The organism is Bacillus sp. Au-Bac7, from assembly GCF_021341655.1.
Classification (GTDB): Bacteria; Bacillota; Bacilli; order Bacillales; family Cytobacillaceae; genus Niallia.
The window spans coordinates 448,572-464,716 of record NZ_JAJTTG010000002.1 but is presented as its reverse complement, the minus strand read 5'-3'; the positions used below and the strand labels follow the sequence as shown (position 1 = coordinate 464,716).

Here is a 16,145-nt window from a genome sequence, read left to right as displayed (position 1 = left end):
CTAAATTTTTTTCCCAATTACAGGCTCAATACCATTTTTCCTTAATATTCTTGACCTTCTTGAACGAGTTTTTGTTGAGCCTCACCTAAACCCTTTTTAAATAAAATATGATGTGCATGTGGATCTATCATAATAGTAGGTGGATCACCTATTAGTCCTTTGAGATATTTGCCAAAATCCATTTTAATTAATACTTCATCATATTCTTTAGTAATGCCTAATTCAGACATCTTTTTTCTAATCTGAGACAGCTCATCTACACTAAAAGTATTATTCTGTATACCATTTTTAAGCTTATTCATCTTATCGGCATCAATAAGTTTATAACGCTCTTTTCCTTTTCATGCTAAAACAAAAAAGCACTCGTCGCCTATTTTAGACAATCAAGTGCTTTAAGTTCATGTGTTTTATGTAGCATTAAGTTTGTAAGTTTTATAGTAACAGTACGACAGCCTTTATATGTTGCGACAAGTACTACCTTAAAACTTACAAGCTTGTATGAATTCATTAATTTATTACCTACGCTCATTATAATTGTCGCCTAATAAATATAGAATACACTATTTTATTTATTAAAAAATTTATAATCATTCAATGTCTTAATTTTCTATTTTACCCGTCCATTAACTGCTTCCTCATTTTATGTGTTTCTATATCTGCTAGTCTTACAGGAATAGGTAAACGACTCTCATTATTAATACAGTTCATAACAACTTCAGTACTTGTATCTAAATCAATCCAGTTTCCACATGAAACAAAGATTGGCTTTACACGGTGCGAAGTCCTCAAAGCTCTACCATATATATCACCATGAATTACAATGTCAGTGTAAGAACCTACTTCGTCTTTAGGCATCATAGCGTCAACATTTTCTATTTTTAAATAGCTCTTTGCCACGCCAATTGTTGGTTTCTTTAAATACATTGAAGCATGAGTAGCAATTCCCATATGACGATAATGTAAATACCCATTTCCATCAAACATATATAAATCAGGTTCATTAGATAATTGCTTCGCAGCTTCAATTACTAAAGGCAACTCACGAAAAGCGAGGAATCCTGAAATATAAGGAACATTTATTTCTCCATAACTATATACTTTTTCGACAACTTCCTTTGTATAATAATCAATCATAGCAATACAACATGTACCATACGTCGTGTTATTTACATCCCAATAAGCTAGATCTACTCCCGCAATGGTTTTGATTTCATTAATGTCAAAGCTATTCTCAAGATTTACTTTGGGTAACAATTCATTCTGAATATTGGTAAATTCATTTATCAATTTCATATTATTTAATTCTACCTTTTTCATTGAGTATCACTTTTAGAAAAAGATTCAATCAATTTTAAATCGGTTTCTGTAGGAGAAAGTTTTTGTTTTATGATACGGCCTTCAGTATCCCATTCTATATAATGAAGAGCTATACCAAATTTATATTCTCCTTCAAATTTTAATTCTCCACTTTCATACCAGATTCTTTCGGTACCATTACTTTGTCCATGAATTAAATTTTTCACTGATTTTAAATTGCCATTTTTATAAAACTCTATTAACTCACCCTCTATAAAACCTTTTAAATAATTTGTATAGTATATCAAGTTACCATTATCATATAATTCATAAGCTAAACCGGTAAAAGGTTTCCCATTCTCATCCTCAGGATTATCTAAAACTTCATCACTGTAAGATGTAAACCATAACTCTTCGTCAAAGTCAGTCCCATGTTCCATAACATATTCTTTACTTAATATATCAATTTGATTTTCCAATCTTTTTCACCTCTGAACTAAATTCAAATCCTTCAGTAATAAAATTACAATGTGGACAGGTTGGCATCATCATACCTGCCGGTTTTAATTTTTTACCAGACCGTACTACATGGGTGATAAAATTTGAAGTACTCGCTTGTGGGTTTGCAAGTAACGCTTGATTTAATGAGTAAACTTCCGCGTGAGATCCTGCCCCATACGTAAATGTATATCCTTCTTTAATATTTCTCGGCATATTGATAATCCGTTGTTTTATTAAAGGGTGTAACTCTTCTGGAATCTTACCTGAAGTATTATTGATTCCAAAGTAATACTTACCTGTTGTTTTATCAAAAGTTCCAGCAACCACAGGCCCCATCTCTCTTTTAGAAATACCAAGTTTATTTAATCTTTCAACTTCTTGCGCTACATACCACGCAAATTAATCCTATGATTTAATTCGTAAATCGATTATATTTATTACGCAAGTTTCTATTCTACTTAAATTTTCACTACTATTAGAAACTTTACCCGTACCCTTAGTAACTTCAGTATTAGCCTTATTTCCCTTTACCTTCTCTTTTATCTTCGCCAAATCACCCTTAGAAACCTTAATCGACCTACTAGAAATCTTCCCTCCTCTAAAACCATAAACACTCCCAATTAAACTGCTAAAGATAATGGAATTAGATTCTAGCTTCGATAACTCTTCTCCAGTCCAAAGATTATATCCTTCTTTTGCTGCTTGGATTTGTTCGAGGTAAATATCTGAATCAGGCTCGTTGTCTAACTTGATTTCTCCCTTTTTTATAGCCTCATTATATGCTAGGCTGGCTTTGGCTGCATCTTGATCTGTGCGGCCATTTTTACTCAGAACCCACGTAGTGCCTACGAGCTTTTTCTCGTATTGGCTGAAGTCATATTTCACCCTATTTTGCCAGCGGTTTTCTTCTTAGTTAATTAAAGCAATATATCTTAAATATGCTATTGTTTATACCACTAGGCTATGCATTACCTGTCATGATACCAAAACTAAATAATAATTATTTTAATTGGTTTTGCCGTAAGCCTTACAATTGAAATCCTTCAAACTGTAGCTCGTGTAATCATAGGTTATAATACAGAGCAGAAGATAATAGATGATCTGATGATGAATACATTAGGTACAATTATTGGATTAATTGTATTCCGTTTCTTCTATCTTACTTTCAAAAGAATAATTAAAAAAAGGGTCAACAGTAGAAATATCCTAGTTGACCCTTTTTTTAATTCAAATTAGTTCCTATCTCAGTTTTTTAAAATTCCTATTAGCAGAAATACTATTGATAAAACCAATGCTATTATATAGCTTAACAATCATAACAAATGAATTAAAATCCTACCAGCCTGTTATCGTCATTAGTGCAAGGTTGTGTGGAGTGAAAGTGTGTATCACAGTCAACTAGTTGAAATGATGATGTCGCTAATCCTTTTGCAGAATTCGTATAATAATTATACGAAATTACCCAGTACTCATTTGCTTTATAATAACTATTTGCAACTGCCATTCTAATAGTTTATTTCTTGGTTTAACATTGCATAGATTTTAATTTTACTTTTTAAAAAATTACCAACCTACTTCTTTTGTTAGTTGTAAAAGCATTTTCATATCAAAGTCATCTAAATTTTCGTATGAAGTACTATCTATATTTTCTCCAATCTTTTGTAAGGTTACAATTGCTAAGTCACCAATTTTATAATATCCTAACAATTTATCAGTTGTTCCCCGTTTGAAAGTTAGTTCATATAATTTTTTCTTAACTTGTTCATTATATATATCATAGTTTCCAATTGCAGTCATAACATGATATAAAATTATAGGATTATTGTCATCTAATAATTTTGCCAGCTCATCAGCGGAGCAATTCCCTTCGTTAATTTTATCCACTAGATTCATCGTTTGGTCTCCTTTTCTCTTATTTTAAATGAGAAGTTAATAATCCCCGCTCTTCAATATAATTTTCAAATAACATATTCGCTATATCTCTTCGCCCTATACTCTCAGCAAATTCTACTTCTCTCATATATGCATTTAATTCCATCTTAACTCTATTTTTTGTTTGGAAATGATAGCTCATACCAGGGAAACCCTGATTCATATCATCTAAATAATGAGTGTATTCATGTATTAATGCACCAATTGAAGAATTTTTGTCAATGACCAACTGACCTGGATTTCCCCTACTTGGAGAATATGCCATTACACCATCCTTATAAACTACCTCCACTCCCTGGGATTTCATAGTATTAATTATGCTATTCCACTGTTCCGGATGTGATTGTTTCCCGGCTCCAAGTATTTCTTTTAATGGATCTGCTGGATTTTTCCTAAACGCATCATAAACTTTACTTGTTTCCTTCGCCTTAACTATTCGATCCTTCCTATTAACCTTCTCCCTGTTCTTAGCCAAATCACCCTTAGAAACCTTAATCGACCTACCAGAAATCCTTCCACCTCTAAAACCATAAACACTCCCAATTAAACTGCTAAAGATAATGGAATTAGATTCTAGCTTCGACAACTGTTCTCCAGTAGATTTAAATGCTATCTCGCATAATTATCTAATTATTTTCACAATCACGGTACTAAAACAGAATGCCTTGTTGGTATAACCATCATGAGCTATCGATTCTCAAACAAACCATTTTCTTATTGTCTCATCCAAATATTAGCCAATTTAATCTAAACTAAAGTAAAAAACCTTGAAAAGCATTTAGCCAATCAAGGTTTTAAAATATTATTTATAAACGACTTTACATTTCCAATGTGGATTTTGTTCGTTAAAATCATTTAAGAGGTTAATGAAGATTTTAGAATCTTTTGGTAGCCTCTCTTCAACATTGCTCCATCCCTCAAAAATCAAAGTTTCAGGTAATTCAATTAGTCCAGTAATTGCATCCCAAAATGCATCCCAATTCATTCCATAAAAATCGGGTAAATCAAGATTCTTTTTTAACAAATAATGAAAATCAGTCGAATTTTGAACTGCACTCACATCCAATATAAGTTTATCTTGTTTTGATTCATTCTCCTGTGTCATCAATATAATCCCTCTCTTTATTTATAAGTTCCGATCAAATGAACTGTTTTATAATGATTAGTAGTTATATACATTTGCCCATCGTTAGAATAAAGTAGTCTTGAACCGGGTTGTTTACTTTTTGCCATTGTGTTATTTAGGCCTACATCCGCTTCATACCACACTCTTCCAGGTGCATTAGGTAGCACATTTGTAGTATTTTTAAAAACATCTCCACCAAGTTGCCCACCAGATACATAGTTATTAAGCGCTTTTCCCGGTTTCCAGCCGTTTAATATACAGCCACATCCTTATTAACATAATTTGAAGGTTAATTTCCAGTTTATATTAAACTATCTACTATTGGATTAGCTGACTCTGTAACTTTAAGAACTTCCTTGTATGTAGCATGTAATCGATATTGTCTGCCCCGGATTAATCCGTACCCTATGTTGTAATCTTAAAAGCTAAATATAAAAAAATTTGTCATTTTACCACCCTATCAACTACTTCTTTCTCGTGCACGGCAATTTATAGGCTTTACTGCTTCAATCATGCTAAACATTGTTCACAATCCTTCTCATGATACAAACCAATGCTTGGCCCTTTGTTTTGCCTTCTTTTAGTTTTCTTTGGTAATCATGAGCTCTCGATTCTCAAACAAATCATCTTCTTATTGTCTCACTCAAATATCAGCTGATTTAATCTAAACTAAAGTAAAAAACCTTGAAAAGTATTTAGCCAATCAAGGTTTAAGAATTGTATTAAGATTTATTGACTCAGATACTAGTCACCTATGTCTATTTTTTCATAATGCTTATCAATTAATTTCACTATATAATCATCTAATTATTCAATAATATAGTATGACTTTTTAGCTTTCACAAGATTTGAGACATTTCACCATAAAGCTACAATTCACCCCAAATCATAGGAAATCAAGTGATTTTGTACATTTTTTAAGTTTAATAATATTTACGAATTTTTATAATTTGTTTTGTTGTAAAAATGCTACTAAAATCCTTTCAATAGGTAAACTAGCATTTTTTAGTAATTTCTCTACTTTGTCCTTTATTTGCTTATTAGAAGCAATTAATTTTTTATACTCTTCACCATCAAAAGAACGTAAAGAATCTATTGCATATTCAGCTACTTCATCACTCTCATTAAGTAAATCTAATAATAAATTAAATCCATATACTCCGTTATCTTCATCTATACAGTAGGCTAATCTAATTTTATATTTATCATCTTTATCTTTTAATCCTCGAAATAAATTCTCCCAATCAATATTAGTAAACTCACTCATCAATTCTTGCACATACATAAATTCATCGTCATAAAAATAATTATCTGCGCTATTTTCAGATAATACTTCATCTACTTTTTCGTACATTCACTTTCCTCCTCTATTTACTAAATCCACCTGGTAATGGAGCATTAATTTGTCCTGTTGGGTAGCCGCTAACTACCGTATCACCTATTTTAATAACATCAATTTCTACACCATCAACAATCCCCCTATGGAAAGTTGCTCCATCTCTACCTCTAATACTTATTGGAGGAGAATTACCAATATCAGTTATACTATCTAAGATTTTAATATCACTCCAACCTTCAGGAAATATTGTACTATTTTTTATTTTCGAAAGTTTCCCATCAGGAAATTGAGTTATATATTTGATATCTTTTGTACCATCAGGGTTGATTTTAATAGATTCTGTAGCATAGTTAGATATACAATACTCCATGATGGTACTACCTTCATGAGCTCTGAATTTCATTTAAGAATTGTTTATGTTGCTCACACATCTTTCTTTTTGTTACTAGCTTTACGTGTTTGTATGTTGCCACGTTTAGCATTACTTGCTTTGTCATTCTCGTTTGCAAATATAAATCGAGTAGTAAGTGTGGCAGTATTTTTTAAATGTCACTGCAACCAATCTCTTAAGTTTGCTAACCATCATGAGTTTTTGATTCAAAAGTGATATTATTTTAACCATAAAGTTCTTAAAGTCAAAAACCTTGAAAGGTATATTACCAATCAAGGTTTTAAGTATCTCTGAAATAACTTTTATTGGACCATAATTAACAATTAAAATATGCCTTCAAGAAATCAAAAAACGATGACCAACTTTCCTTTAACTCACCTTTAATAAGTAGTTCATCTCCACCCTCAAAATTAACTATATAAACTTTATCTGTTATAGTATCTAGTACTAATACAGCATTTACTGACATTTCACTTAAAACCAGATATTGCTTCGGAAAACCATGTTCTTTTCTAGAAATGAGTGTGTATAATTCAATATTGTTTTCTTCGTCTGCTATATCTAGTAATTCAAAGGGTACATGCTCTTCCCAAAAAGGTCCTGCATACTGGATATAAAATTCTTGGAAAGTATCCGATGCGTTTACACCTAGCCTTATTAAAGCATCCTGTACTAGATTGCTATCTTCACGTTTATATATTTCTTCTCCTAGAACTTCATCTAGTCTCTCAGGCAATATACTCATTAATCCAATTTAAAAGCAACAATTTTTCCTTCAGGATAATCACCATTCCAACCGCAAGGAAAAGCACCGAGTTGATATACCTCAAACAATTCTTCAAAAAAAGAGCTACTCTTTCCGTTTATCGCTCTATTAATAGCACAATTAGTAAGGTCAGCAACAACATCGTTATAAAATATACTATATTTAAATGAGCTTTTTCTCACATTATCAGCAATAACTTCTAATAATCCTTCCAATCCTTTAGGCTTTTCATTTTCTGACATTGCGTAATAAATACCCCAAACTTCACTCATTTCCAATTCTCTGATATCTTTCCAATTATACTCATCCTCGCCAAAAATCTCATCATAAGCTAAATGCTCTGCTTTTTTTATATCATTAATAATAACAATTTTATTAGATATATTATTAGTATGTTCGCTCTGGAAATTTTTCGAGAACCGAATTACCTCTTCAACTAAATTATTAAATACACCATAGCTCATTACTTATTATACCACCTTTCCCAAAGGTCAACTGTTGCCCCTCCTCCTCTTTTCCATACAGGGGTCGTAACCTCTTTGTCCATTCTTTCTTTTTTGTATTGTTCCATTCCAATTTCCTTAATCCTTTTAAGTTCATTTTCAAGGTAATTATCCTGCATGTATAGTGGTAATCCCTTTTCTTGAAGTAGTCTTAACTTTTGTTGCAATTCAAAAACTAGTTTTTCTATTAAAGATATATCTTGTCTAATATCTATTTCATCCAATTTTCCTCTCACAAAATTACTATAAACTGCGTGATATCCTTTATGTCTAGAAGTTACACTAACATCTGCATCTGGAACTCGAAGAAAAAATCCATTTGAAGCATCGTCCATATCCATGCCTATTTTTTGTAATACAGGATGACTTCTAAATTCCTTAGGAATAATATGTTGTGCTTGATAAGCCCTTAATGGCATTTTCCACCTGGAATTCGTCTGCCCAAATTTTATCTGTCAACACTTGCTTTCCTTGTTCATCAATTGGTACGACAGCATATGTATAGAAATGTACATTTCCTTTGGATTCTACAAAAATCGTTGCCACATCACGGTTACCGACTACATTATGAACATAAACATCCGTTTTGTAGTTTTCCTTAAAAAACTTTATAGCTGCTTCTTCGATCTGAGTCCGGTTTTTTTCAGCAAGTTTATCGGTTTCTTTTCCATATGGAAGAGCATAACCTTCACCTGAGTAATCCTGAACGCTCACTAAGCTGTCACTAGAAAGTGCAGCTTGTGATTCCTTAGCTTCTTCATTTTCATTATTAATATTTGTACTATTCATACTTGAACATCCTCCAAGTATTATTGATAACCCAATACTTCCGAGCAATGTTTTCTGGACCATAGTTAGTATATCCTCCCTAAAGGACTGTGCCACATCTATTATTGTAGAGGATAAAATTATATATTTACAATTGATAGGTGAAAAATTACCCTTTTCACGCAGAAATAGGAGAAAAGTTTGAAAGATATATATATTAGCTCTACTTACGAATAAATCATTCTAGCTTTCAAGATAAATTCATTAAAATTTCTAGCAGTACTAAGTTCAGTCGCTTGTTTCTCTCGAATAATATCGACAAGAAAATCATAAATGCCCATTGCTTCTTCGTAATCTTCTTTACTAATGGCCAAGAGAAAGATCAACTGGGATTTCTGTCCGTTTCCCCAATCAATAGGTTCTTCTGTTAAAGCTATACCAATCTGTGTACGCTTAGAAAGAAGATTTAAAGGATGTGGTACTGCCACTCCTTCGCCAATTACTGTTGATCCCATTTCCTCCCTTTTTAAAATAGCAGCTAAAAATTCCTGTTCATTATCAATTACTTTTTCTAATGCCATAGCAGAAGTCAGTGCTTTGATTGCCTCGTCTTTATGTTTAAAAGACTTCTTTATAAATAACTTAGGTGAAAAATAGTTGAGTAAAAGATCTGTTGTATGACTTAGCTCTTTAGTAATTTTTTTATCCAAATCAATAATCTGCCTCCTTGAGGGCAAGCTTTCTATTTTGAAAATCGGTTTATTTTTTTCCTCGATATCAATGGTCGTAATTACAACATCTTCTTCCACATAAGGTAATGTACTGTACCTCTGTGCAGAAATTGTTTTTGTTATAAATAAATCTGGAATCGTTTGTTTAATGGTTGTTTCAATAACCCTCGCAGTTCCTATACCAGACCCACAAACGATTAAGCAGGAATTATGCCGTTCATATTTAACTTGATAATTCCTCTCCAAGGAAGCACCTATATGCAAAGATAAATAGGCAATCTCTCCATGGTTCACTTCATAACTCAACTCATTTTTGATTGATTTCACTGCATATAACGTTATTTCATATGCAAGCGGAAAATATTTCTTTATATGTTCTTCCATTGGATTTCTTACTCTAATATTATTTTTCACGCGAAATAACATCGAGTTAATATGGCTCTGTAAATCACTTCTTAACTGCTCATCATCGTTGAGGTCATAGAAATAATTTTCATTAATTTTATCTAAAAACAATTTGATGTAGTCATTAACTAGATTATTTATATTCTGATTTTGATCCACAGCTGTAATCATTTTACTTCTCACTTGAATAAAAAGGTAATCTTGCTCTGATTGAGGAATATCTATTAAAAAAACCTCAGATAATAATTTAATCAAATTATCCATTAATTCAGTGTATTGTCCCCACTTATCACGCCCATAATCAAGCTCTAGTACAAATTGATTCTGTATTCGATCCGCCATTATAACTAGGTGAAAGATAAAGTTTTTTAAGTTTTCATCACTAAAATACAGATGAAAAGAACTAAATAATGGTGGCAACTTTTTATGTAGCGCTTCCAAAAAATGTTGTTGATTCTTCCCTCCAAAATAACTCTCTATTTGAGAATATTCAAAGGTTTCATCAATAAGTGATAATAATGCACAACGTTTATTACGCTCTGAGCCCTCAATCAATATTCCTTTTCCAACCTTAGAGTGTAATGAGAGGTTGAAGCTATTAAGAAGGATCCTTATTTCTTTTATCTCTAGGCTTAAAGTAGTTCTTCCAACATACATTTTTTCAGCTAATTCTTCCAAAGTCATAAATTGATGCGCATTTAGGAGAATGATAATACATTGTTTTATTCTCCCTTCTTTTGTATTGATATCGAAATAAATGGGGGAAGTTAAATTACTGTTTTTAAATTGGCGGAAATTCTGCTGGTCCCATACATCAATGTAAAATCCTTTCCCACGCATATTTTTGATAATAAACCCATGATTCTTACCAACTTCATTCATCCCCTTAATCTCCTTACGAACAGTTCGGTCAGAAATGGATAATACTTCACCAATTTTTTCGCCATTCAACTTACACAGATTTTCTTCTAGTAGGGTAAAAATTTTATTTTTCCGGTTTTCAGCAAACATGTTAAGCTTCTCCTTTCCTAGAAGGATTAGTTGACGCAGCAAAGAAACAAAGCTTAGCACCACTTTTTATCAATCAAATTGTAACGTATCTAAGTGTACTAAAAAGTCTATATATAAAACTTCCACCCACTTTAAGAAGCAGGTGGAATTCTTCTATAATTCGATAGAGATGGTACAGAATTTATAAGGCTGTAATTCTTCTGTTACCTCTGCTTTCATTGTTTCATCTAACATCACAAAGCCTCCTTTATCAACTAGTTCTTTTTCGATTGTTGATACTTTATCTATATAAGGATTAAAGAGACGGACAATTAGATTATTACTTTCTTCTGCTTTCTTAATCGTGCTAATAACAGAATTCATCTTTTCAAACGTAAACAGGCTGTAAGATAAATGATTGGTTTTTTCTTCATCACGATAAGCATAAATCATTCTTCCATTTAGAAAGTCAGAGAATTGGTAATACGGAATGGGCGATAAATATTCCTTTGCCATTCTGGCAATATTGGCTTCATCAAAGGATTGGTTATTGTTCATATAATAAGCAAAGGATGCCTTTAATTTTCCAAGTAACTGGGCATCTGGAGTCTCAACAATGGTTTCTCCAGATGCTCGCCCTGGTCGATAGAGTAAATCCGTTTTCCCCATATGACTAAAGGTTCTAAATAAAGTTAATTGAATAGTGTCATATGAGTTTCCAACAATCTCATATTCTCGCACGCCTTCTGTGAAAATTGCAGCGACACGATTCTGTTCATGTAAGGAAACAAAACTTTGCATTGGTTCGATCGAAATTGGAGCCTCTTCCCACTTCTCCTCTTCCCAAACCTCCATTTCTGGTAAATAAACCGGCCTAGTAACCGTTCCAAACAACTGATCGGAAGTAGAGAATTTACTTATTATTTCTGTATTAAATTGAACACAAACTCGATGACTTAGTACTTGATTGTCCATATCAATTTCAAAACGAATCAATTCTTCATTTTTCCGAAGGCTAACCTTTGCGGTGATGATAAAGTCCTGGTTGGCAATCCCTTTTGCCCTATCCTCGAGATTGTAAGGCACTTGCATGTTTAGCGTTATTTCAAGATGTTCTTCTACCTCAGAGGTAAAATAGTTTACACTGATTAATTCAGAATCTGTTGAATAGCTGACCAAATCCTCTCTAGGAGGAGAGTAATTATAGGAGTCCCCATCATCTCCATTTTCAACGAAAATCATTTGGTTTTTATATTCTTTTCCAGATGCTTTGTCTAAAATAGTTAGTGTATTATTTGCAGCAGCGGATATCGCATAAAATTCATTCTCAATCACAGCTTTAGTAGATTCTTTAAAGTTATTTGATTCGCCGTCATTCAGCTCCAAATAGTAGCTATCATAGCCAAAACTATTTAGATTCGTCACATGTATTAAAATTTCAGCTAAAAAGACCTTTTCTGGAATATAGATCTCTTTGCTTGGATTCAATCGAATCGTTTGCTTTAAAACATAATCAGTTAATTCCACTTTATTTAGAATAGCAAATGGCATGATATTTCCGTGATAATCTTTAATAACAAAGTTCTCTTCTGGAATATACAGCCCCACCTTTACGACTCCGGACCGTTGATAAGGAAGCGGATTAAATAGAGTAAAGTTTAACTGATGTTGATACGGTATTCTTTCCGTCACTAACCGCATATGTATATCCAAAAGGTTTTCCGCTTTTTCTTTCGCTAACTTATAACGAAACTTCACATCCTGATTAGTTGTATCACTATTACATCCGCCAATACTATCATGAGCTGCATTTTCAAACATCAGCTTCCAGATTTCTTCAAGTTCTCTATGCGGATACAAATTTCCTAAAGAAAAACTAATGGAAAGTACTGGTTCTAGAACATTTACTAAGAAGTTTTCAATCTCATTGTTTGCTTGTTTTAAATCTGCTCTTGTCGAGAATATCGACTTGTGCAGCCTACTATGTTTTCCCTCCGTTAGTTCCCCTTTAATCACAGGAAGGTTGTTTACCTCTTGTTCCAGTGCATCAAAGAATTTCTCCGGTGATTGGAGAATATATTCTCGGCTAGGATCCAATTCATTAAATTTTTCAATAAGTTCAGGAAGATTCGTCCTAATAGGTGCCTGATCAAATCCATTAGGAAAATACACGTTACTTGTTGAGGCTTTTTCTTCTAGTTTACCTACAAAATCCTCTATATACGGGATTATATCCGCCTCTTCTTCCGGGATATTGCCACCATGGTAATATCCAAAAGGTATTTGCTCAGCCAGCATTTGGCTTCCGTCATCACCTTCCCAAATAAACTCGGTTTGTTTTAAGCGGTTGTCAGCCACACCACGCCAAAATAAAAAACGATTAATACCAAAGTTTTTGTATATTTGTGGCATGTTTCCACCTTGACCGAATGCGTCAGGTACATAACCAATTTCAAAAGAGTGTCCCAATTGTTTTGCATATTTAGTACCATAGAGAAGATTTCTTGCGACAGATTCCTGTGAAATGACTAATTGGTCGGTTTGAGTATACCAAGGGCCCGTTAAAAGCCGCTTTTCAGCAACTAATTTTTCAAGTCTTTCTCTATCCTCTGGTTGATATTTTAAATAGTCTTCAATAAGGGATGTCTGAGCATCCATCAAGTAATATTTGAAATCCTTATTGGTTTCCAATGTATCAAGAACCTCTCGAAGATGCTTTACTAAATAGACAGTTGATCTAGACGATGTAAAGTACCATTCTCTATCCCAGTGAGTATGTGGAACTACATGGACTTTTGTTTTTTTCATTATACAAAACTCCTTATCTATAATTAGTGGACACTTCATATTTTTATCTAATAGATTCCTGCCTTGATAGATTTTAGACAGGAATCCACCTAAGAAATAGTAATATTTATTCCTGGATTAATTGCTGCTATGATATTTTAGTCAAAACTAATATCAAGCTCTTCCAATTCTTCTTTTTGCTTATCAGCTTGTTTGTTTTCCAGTTGTTTGTCATCTCGGAAATTAACTAACAGATTAGATCCGATTCCAATAATAAATGCACCAACTAAAATACCAGCTAAATATGCCCAGCTACTACCTACAGTGAAGAAGCCATATACTCCACCAACTGGCGGCATAATTTCATGAGCACCAAGAAGCACAGCAGTGGCTGCTCCCGCAGCACCTGCCACAACGTTCAAAGGTATCAGTTTTAATGGACTTTTTAATGTAAAGGGAATTGCTCCCTCTGTAATACCAATTATCCCCATCACTAATGATCCTTTACCTGACTCTAAAAGCTCTGGAGAGAAGTTTTTCCTTTTAAGTAATGTAGCAATTCCATAACCTAATGGCGGTATACAAATTGCAATATTTACTATAATCGCAGGCAGGTATATGCCACTCATCAGCAGTGCATTACCTGCCATCCATGCTGCCTTGTTTACTGGTCCTCCCATGTCAAAAGCAATCATGGCACCAAGCACCAATGCTAAAACAACATTATTAACATTACTTTGCGTCATTTCCGTAATCCAGTTTAATAAGGATGTATTAATCCAGCCTAACGGTCCACCTAAGACCAATGCCATTAAAATTCCGATCGCTCCCACAGTAATTAGTGGGAGGATAATTAATGGTACTGCACTTGCGAGTGAACCACTAATAACAATCCGCTTTTTCACCCAATTTGTAAGCCACCCGGCAAAGAAACCAGCCACAACAGCACCAATAAAACCAGCATTTGTTGAGCTTGCTAAGGCGCCACCGACAAGACCTGCTGCCAGTGCCGGCCTACCTGCAATGGAAAAAGCTATATAAGCTCCTAACACCAAGTTCAATAACCCGATTGCTGTCCAGCCGACTTGTTCAAATAAGTATATATAATGCAGGAAACCACTTGTTTCAGCAAATTGACTTAAATCTGTATAACCCGCTGAAAAGCTTATGATTTTCGCAAGTGCTACAACTAACGAACCAGCGATAATAACCGGAAGAACATAGGAAATACCTGTCATTAAATGGGTTTTAAATGCATTGGCTTGTGATTTCATCTTCTTTCCTCCATAGCATTAGGATTGCTTTCTTTTTTCTATAGCCTGAACAATTTTTTCAATTACAGCTTCACCATGGGAAACGGCCTGACCCAATTTCACCCGTACAACCGGCTTCCCCTTAAAACGTTCCTCCCCTTCAATCGCCTTATCTGCAGCAATAATCACTGCATCCGCCTCGCGTATATCTGCCTCTGTTAAATCGTTAATAAAGCCCATAGCTCCTTGCTGTTCCATTTTTACCGAATGCCCTAACTTAGCTCCTGCCTTTTCTAATGCTTTAGCCGCCATAGGTGTGTGAGCTAACCCCGCAATACAAGCTGTTACTCCTACAAACTTCATCTTTACACAACCTCCATTTCAACACACTTAAATAAATTCAAAATATCCTCTTTAGTGTCCACTTTAAAAAGACGTTCTTGAAATTGCTCCTCCAGTAGATTCCCAGCAAGTGCTGACAGAATTTTAATATGCTTTGTACCCGCCTCCATCGCCGGAACCAAAATAGCAAAAATAAATTTCACTTTAAAATGATCAGGAGAGTTCCAATCCATTTTTTCTTTCGTTTTAATAAAAAATAGAGCCGCTTTCTTAACGGTCACACTTTTAGCATGCGGAATAGCAATTCCCTCCTGAAAAGCAGTAGGATACTGGTCTTCCCTGCTAATAAAATCCTTTAACAGAATTTCTTGATCTTCAATTACCCCTAATTGCTGTGCCTGGACAGAAATAAACTCTAATACTGCATCTCGATTACTTAACTCTAAATCTAAAAATATTTGATTATCATTTAAAAGCAACCCTAACCCTCCTTTTGTTATCGCTTACAAATTGATTATAAGGTAATTGTGTGGAATTATTAATGCGGAATTTGGCCAGTAGAGTTGGAATAAATTGTACTAGGTGTTTTTTGGTTTGACTTATTGTTTTATGAGGTGAATTGATAGGTTGGATTTAACTATATCTTTCTATAATCTATCTGAAAACCTGCTATGTACAAAAAAGAGCCTTTCCTTTGTTGAAGGAAAGGCTCTTCATTATATAGCTATGAAATTAAGATTTTCATTTTTAAATTAAGACAGGAATGCCGCATAAAACATCTTTTACGGCAGCGAGCCTTTTTAAGTCCGAATACCAGTTAACACAGTATATCTAATAAGGGAATTAAGTGTTAATATATTGTTTTTATTCGCATATAATAGAAATTATATGCGATTAGGTAAACTTAAAGTAAAATAGAAAATGTGTTCTAGGTTATGAATGTTTTTAACAAATGAGTTGGTTTGTGAAGACTACAAAGGAAAATATTCAGAATTTAAACATGACATTATTATAG

General features: G+C 33.5%; 21 protein-coding genes. 1 reads left to right on the top strand and 20 read right to left on the bottom strand.

Annotation, left to right across the window (positions count from 1 at the left end; genetic code table 11):
• Nucleotides 1-41 precede the first annotated feature (41 nt).
• The 5 genes from LXM54_RS10960 to LXM54_RS10940 all read right to left on the bottom strand — a co-directional run bounded on the left by LXM54_RS10960 (nucleotide 42) and on the right by LXM54_RS10940 (nucleotide 2,682).
• Entirely contained in the window at nucleotides 42-302 is a 261-nt protein-coding gene (locus LXM54_RS10960) for a hypothetical protein (RefSeq protein ID WP_233315219.1), read from the bottom strand.
• Between the two features lie 310 nt (nucleotides 303-612).
• On the bottom strand, nucleotides 613-1,317 hold the full coding sequence (locus LXM54_RS10955) for an endonuclease V (RefSeq protein WP_233315218.1): 705 nt from the start codon (nucleotides 1,315-1,317) through the stop codon (nucleotides 613-615).
• Nucleotides 1,314-1,775, bottom strand: coding sequence for a toxin-antitoxin system YwqK family antitoxin (locus tag LXM54_RS10950; protein WP_233315217.1), 462 nt, complete (start codon nucleotides 1,773-1,775; stop codon nucleotides 1,314-1,316). Before LXM54_RS10950 ends, LXM54_RS10955 begins: the two co-directional genes overlap by 4 nt.
• A complete protein-coding gene (locus tag LXM54_RS10945; protein ID WP_233315216.1) occupies nucleotides 1,759-2,124 on the bottom strand; it encodes a YwqJ-related putative deaminase in 366 nt (121 codons plus the stop codon). Before LXM54_RS10945 ends, LXM54_RS10950 begins: the two co-directional genes overlap by 17 nt.
• Before the next feature lie 78 nt (nucleotides 2,125-2,202).
• On the bottom strand, nucleotides 2,203-2,682 hold the full coding sequence (locus LXM54_RS10940; protein ID WP_233315215.1) for a hypothetical protein: 480 nt from the start codon (nucleotides 2,680-2,682) through the stop codon (nucleotides 2,203-2,205).
• 108 nt (nucleotides 2,683-2,790) lie between these two features.
• Here LXM54_RS10940 and LXM54_RS28500 point away from each other — a divergent pair, with 108 nt between their 5' ends.
• Nucleotides 2,791-3,033 carry a VanZ family protein gene (locus LXM54_RS28500; RefSeq protein ID WP_442780457.1) on the top strand — a complete coding sequence of 81 codons (243 nt, stop codon included), beginning with the start codon at nucleotides 2,791-2,793 and terminating at the stop codon, nucleotides 3,031-3,033.
• A 327-nt stretch (nucleotides 3,034-3,360) separates the two neighbouring features.
• Here the strand turns inward: LXM54_RS28500 and LXM54_RS10935 are convergent, their stop codons facing one another.
• From LXM54_RS10935 to LXM54_RS10865, 15 genes are all read right to left on the bottom strand, one after another.
• Entirely contained in the window at nucleotides 3,361-3,690 is a 330-nt protein-coding gene (locus tag LXM54_RS10935; protein ID WP_233315214.1) for a hypothetical protein, read from the bottom strand.
• A 19-nt stretch (nucleotides 3,691-3,709) separates the two neighbouring features.
• On the bottom strand, nucleotides 3,710-4,315 hold the full coding sequence (locus LXM54_RS10930; RefSeq protein WP_233315213.1) for a hypothetical protein: 606 nt from the start codon (nucleotides 4,313-4,315) through the stop codon (nucleotides 3,710-3,712).
• A gap of 216 nt (nucleotides 4,316-4,531) precedes the next feature.
• The gene (locus LXM54_RS10925; RefSeq protein WP_233315642.1) at nucleotides 4,532-4,834 is read right to left on the bottom strand and encodes a barstar family protein; all 303 of its coding nucleotides are present in this window, start codon (nucleotides 4,832-4,834) and stop codon (nucleotides 4,532-4,534) included.
• A 17-nt stretch (nucleotides 4,835-4,851) separates the two neighbouring features.
• The gene (locus LXM54_RS10920) at nucleotides 4,852-5,022 is read right to left on the bottom strand and encodes a hypothetical protein (RefSeq protein WP_411411965.1); all 171 of its coding nucleotides are present in this window, start codon (nucleotides 5,020-5,022) and stop codon (nucleotides 4,852-4,854) included.
• 776 nt (nucleotides 5,023-5,798) lie between these two features.
• Nucleotides 5,799-6,209 carry a hypothetical protein gene (locus LXM54_RS10915; protein ID WP_233315212.1) on the bottom strand — a complete coding sequence of 137 codons (411 nt, stop codon included), beginning with the start codon at nucleotides 6,207-6,209 and terminating at the stop codon, nucleotides 5,799-5,801.
• 13 nt (nucleotides 6,210-6,222) lie between these two features.
• Nucleotides 6,223-6,564: an EndoU domain-containing protein gene (locus tag LXM54_RS10910; RefSeq protein WP_233315211.1), complete on the bottom strand. Its 342-nt coding sequence runs from the start codon at nucleotides 6,562-6,564 to the stop codon at nucleotides 6,223-6,225.
• A 337-nt stretch (nucleotides 6,565-6,901) separates the two neighbouring features.
• On the bottom strand, nucleotides 6,902-7,330 hold the full coding sequence (locus LXM54_RS10905; RefSeq protein WP_233315210.1) for an SMI1/KNR4 family protein: 429 nt from the start codon (nucleotides 7,328-7,330) through the stop codon (nucleotides 6,902-6,904).
• Nucleotides 7,330-7,815 carry a hypothetical protein gene (locus tag LXM54_RS10900; RefSeq protein ID WP_233315209.1) on the bottom strand — a complete coding sequence of 162 codons (486 nt, stop codon included), beginning with the start codon at nucleotides 7,813-7,815 and terminating at the stop codon, nucleotides 7,330-7,332. The genes LXM54_RS10905 and LXM54_RS10900 overlap by 1 nt, the downstream gene beginning before the upstream one ends.
• Nucleotides 7,815-8,273 (bottom strand): AHH domain-containing protein, encoded by a 459-nt coding sequence (locus LXM54_RS10895; protein ID WP_233315208.1) that lies wholly within the window; start codon nucleotides 8,271-8,273, stop codon nucleotides 7,815-7,817. The genes LXM54_RS10900 and LXM54_RS10895 overlap by 1 nt, the downstream gene beginning before the upstream one ends.
• The gene (locus tag LXM54_RS10890; RefSeq protein ID WP_233315207.1) at nucleotides 8,233-8,706 is read right to left on the bottom strand and encodes a DUF1672 family protein; all 474 of its coding nucleotides are present in this window, start codon (nucleotides 8,704-8,706) and stop codon (nucleotides 8,233-8,235) included. The genes LXM54_RS10895 and LXM54_RS10890 overlap by 41 nt, the downstream gene beginning before the upstream one ends.
• 143 nt (nucleotides 8,707-8,849) lie before the next feature.
• Complete coding sequence (locus LXM54_RS10885; protein ID WP_233315206.1) at nucleotides 8,850-10,769, bottom strand: BglG family transcription antiterminator; 1,920 nt, start codon at nucleotides 10,767-10,769, stop codon at nucleotides 8,850-8,852.
• A gap of 153 nt (nucleotides 10,770-10,922) precedes the next feature.
• On the bottom strand, nucleotides 10,923-13,556 hold the full coding sequence (gene mngB, locus LXM54_RS10880; RefSeq protein WP_233315205.1) for a mannosylglycerate hydrolase: 2,634 nt from the start codon (nucleotides 13,554-13,556) through the stop codon (nucleotides 10,923-10,925).
• A gap of 137 nt (nucleotides 13,557-13,693) precedes the next feature.
• A complete protein-coding gene (locus LXM54_RS10875) occupies nucleotides 13,694-14,809 on the bottom strand; it encodes a PTS fructose transporter subunit IIC (RefSeq protein ID WP_233315204.1) in 1,116 nt (371 codons plus the stop codon).
• Nucleotides 14,810-14,827: 18 nt separating this feature from the next.
• Nucleotides 14,828-15,151 (bottom strand): PTS fructose transporter subunit IIB, encoded by a 324-nt coding sequence (locus LXM54_RS10870; RefSeq protein ID WP_233315203.1) that lies wholly within the window; start codon nucleotides 15,149-15,151, stop codon nucleotides 14,828-14,830.
• A gap of 2 nt (nucleotides 15,152-15,153) precedes the next feature.
• Complete coding sequence (locus LXM54_RS10865) at nucleotides 15,154-15,609, bottom strand: PTS sugar transporter subunit IIA (protein ID WP_233315202.1); 456 nt, start codon at nucleotides 15,607-15,609, stop codon at nucleotides 15,154-15,156.
• Nucleotides 15,610-16,145: the final 536 nt, after the last annotated feature.

Coding starts and splice junctions, on each gene's coding strand:
- LXM54_RS10960 (WP_233315219.1), bottom strand. CDS start 302: ATGAATAAGCTTAAAAATGGTATACAGAATAATACTTTTAGTGTAGAT.
- LXM54_RS10955 (WP_233315218.1), bottom strand. CDS start 1,317: ATGAAAAAGGTAGAATTAAATAATATGAAATTGATAAATGAATTTACC.
- LXM54_RS10935 (WP_233315214.1), bottom strand. CDS start 3,690: ATGAATCTAGTGGATAAAATTAACGAAGGGAATTGCTCCGCTGATGAG.
- LXM54_RS10925 (WP_233315642.1), bottom strand. CDS start 4,834: ATGACACAGGAGAATGAATCAAAACAAGATAAACTTATATTGGATGTG.
- LXM54_RS10915 (WP_233315212.1), bottom strand. CDS start 6,209: ATGTACGAAAAAGTAGATGAAGTATTATCTGAAAATAGCGCAGATAAT.
- LXM54_RS10910 (WP_233315211.1), bottom strand. CDS start 6,564: ATGGAGTATTGTATATCTAACTATGCTACAGAATCTATTAAAATCAAC.
- LXM54_RS10905 (WP_233315210.1), bottom strand. CDS start 7,330: ATGAGTATATTGCCTGAGAGACTAGATGAAGTTCTAGGAGAAGAAATA.
- LXM54_RS10900 (WP_233315209.1), bottom strand. CDS start 7,815: ATGAGCTATGGTGTATTTAATAATTTAGTTGAAGAGGTAATTCGGTTC.
- LXM54_RS10895 (WP_233315208.1), bottom strand. CDS start 8,273: ATGCCATTAAGGGCTTATCAAGCACAACATATTATTCCTAAGGAATTT.
- LXM54_RS10890 (WP_233315207.1), bottom strand. CDS start 8,706: ATGGTCCAGAAAACATTGCTCGGAAGTATTGGGTTATCAATAATACTT.
- LXM54_RS10885 (WP_233315206.1), bottom strand. CDS start 10,769: ATGTTTGCTGAAAACCGGAAAAATAAAATTTTTACCCTACTAGAAGAA.
- mngB (WP_233315205.1), bottom strand. CDS start 13,556: ATGAAAAAAACAAAAGTCCATGTAGTTCCACATACTCACTGGGATAGA.
- LXM54_RS10875 (WP_233315204.1), bottom strand. CDS start 14,809: ATGAAATCACAAGCCAATGCATTTAAAACCCATTTAATGACAGGTATT.
- LXM54_RS10870 (WP_233315203.1), bottom strand. CDS start 15,151: ATGAAGTTTGTAGGAGTAACAGCTTGTATTGCGGGGTTAGCTCACACA.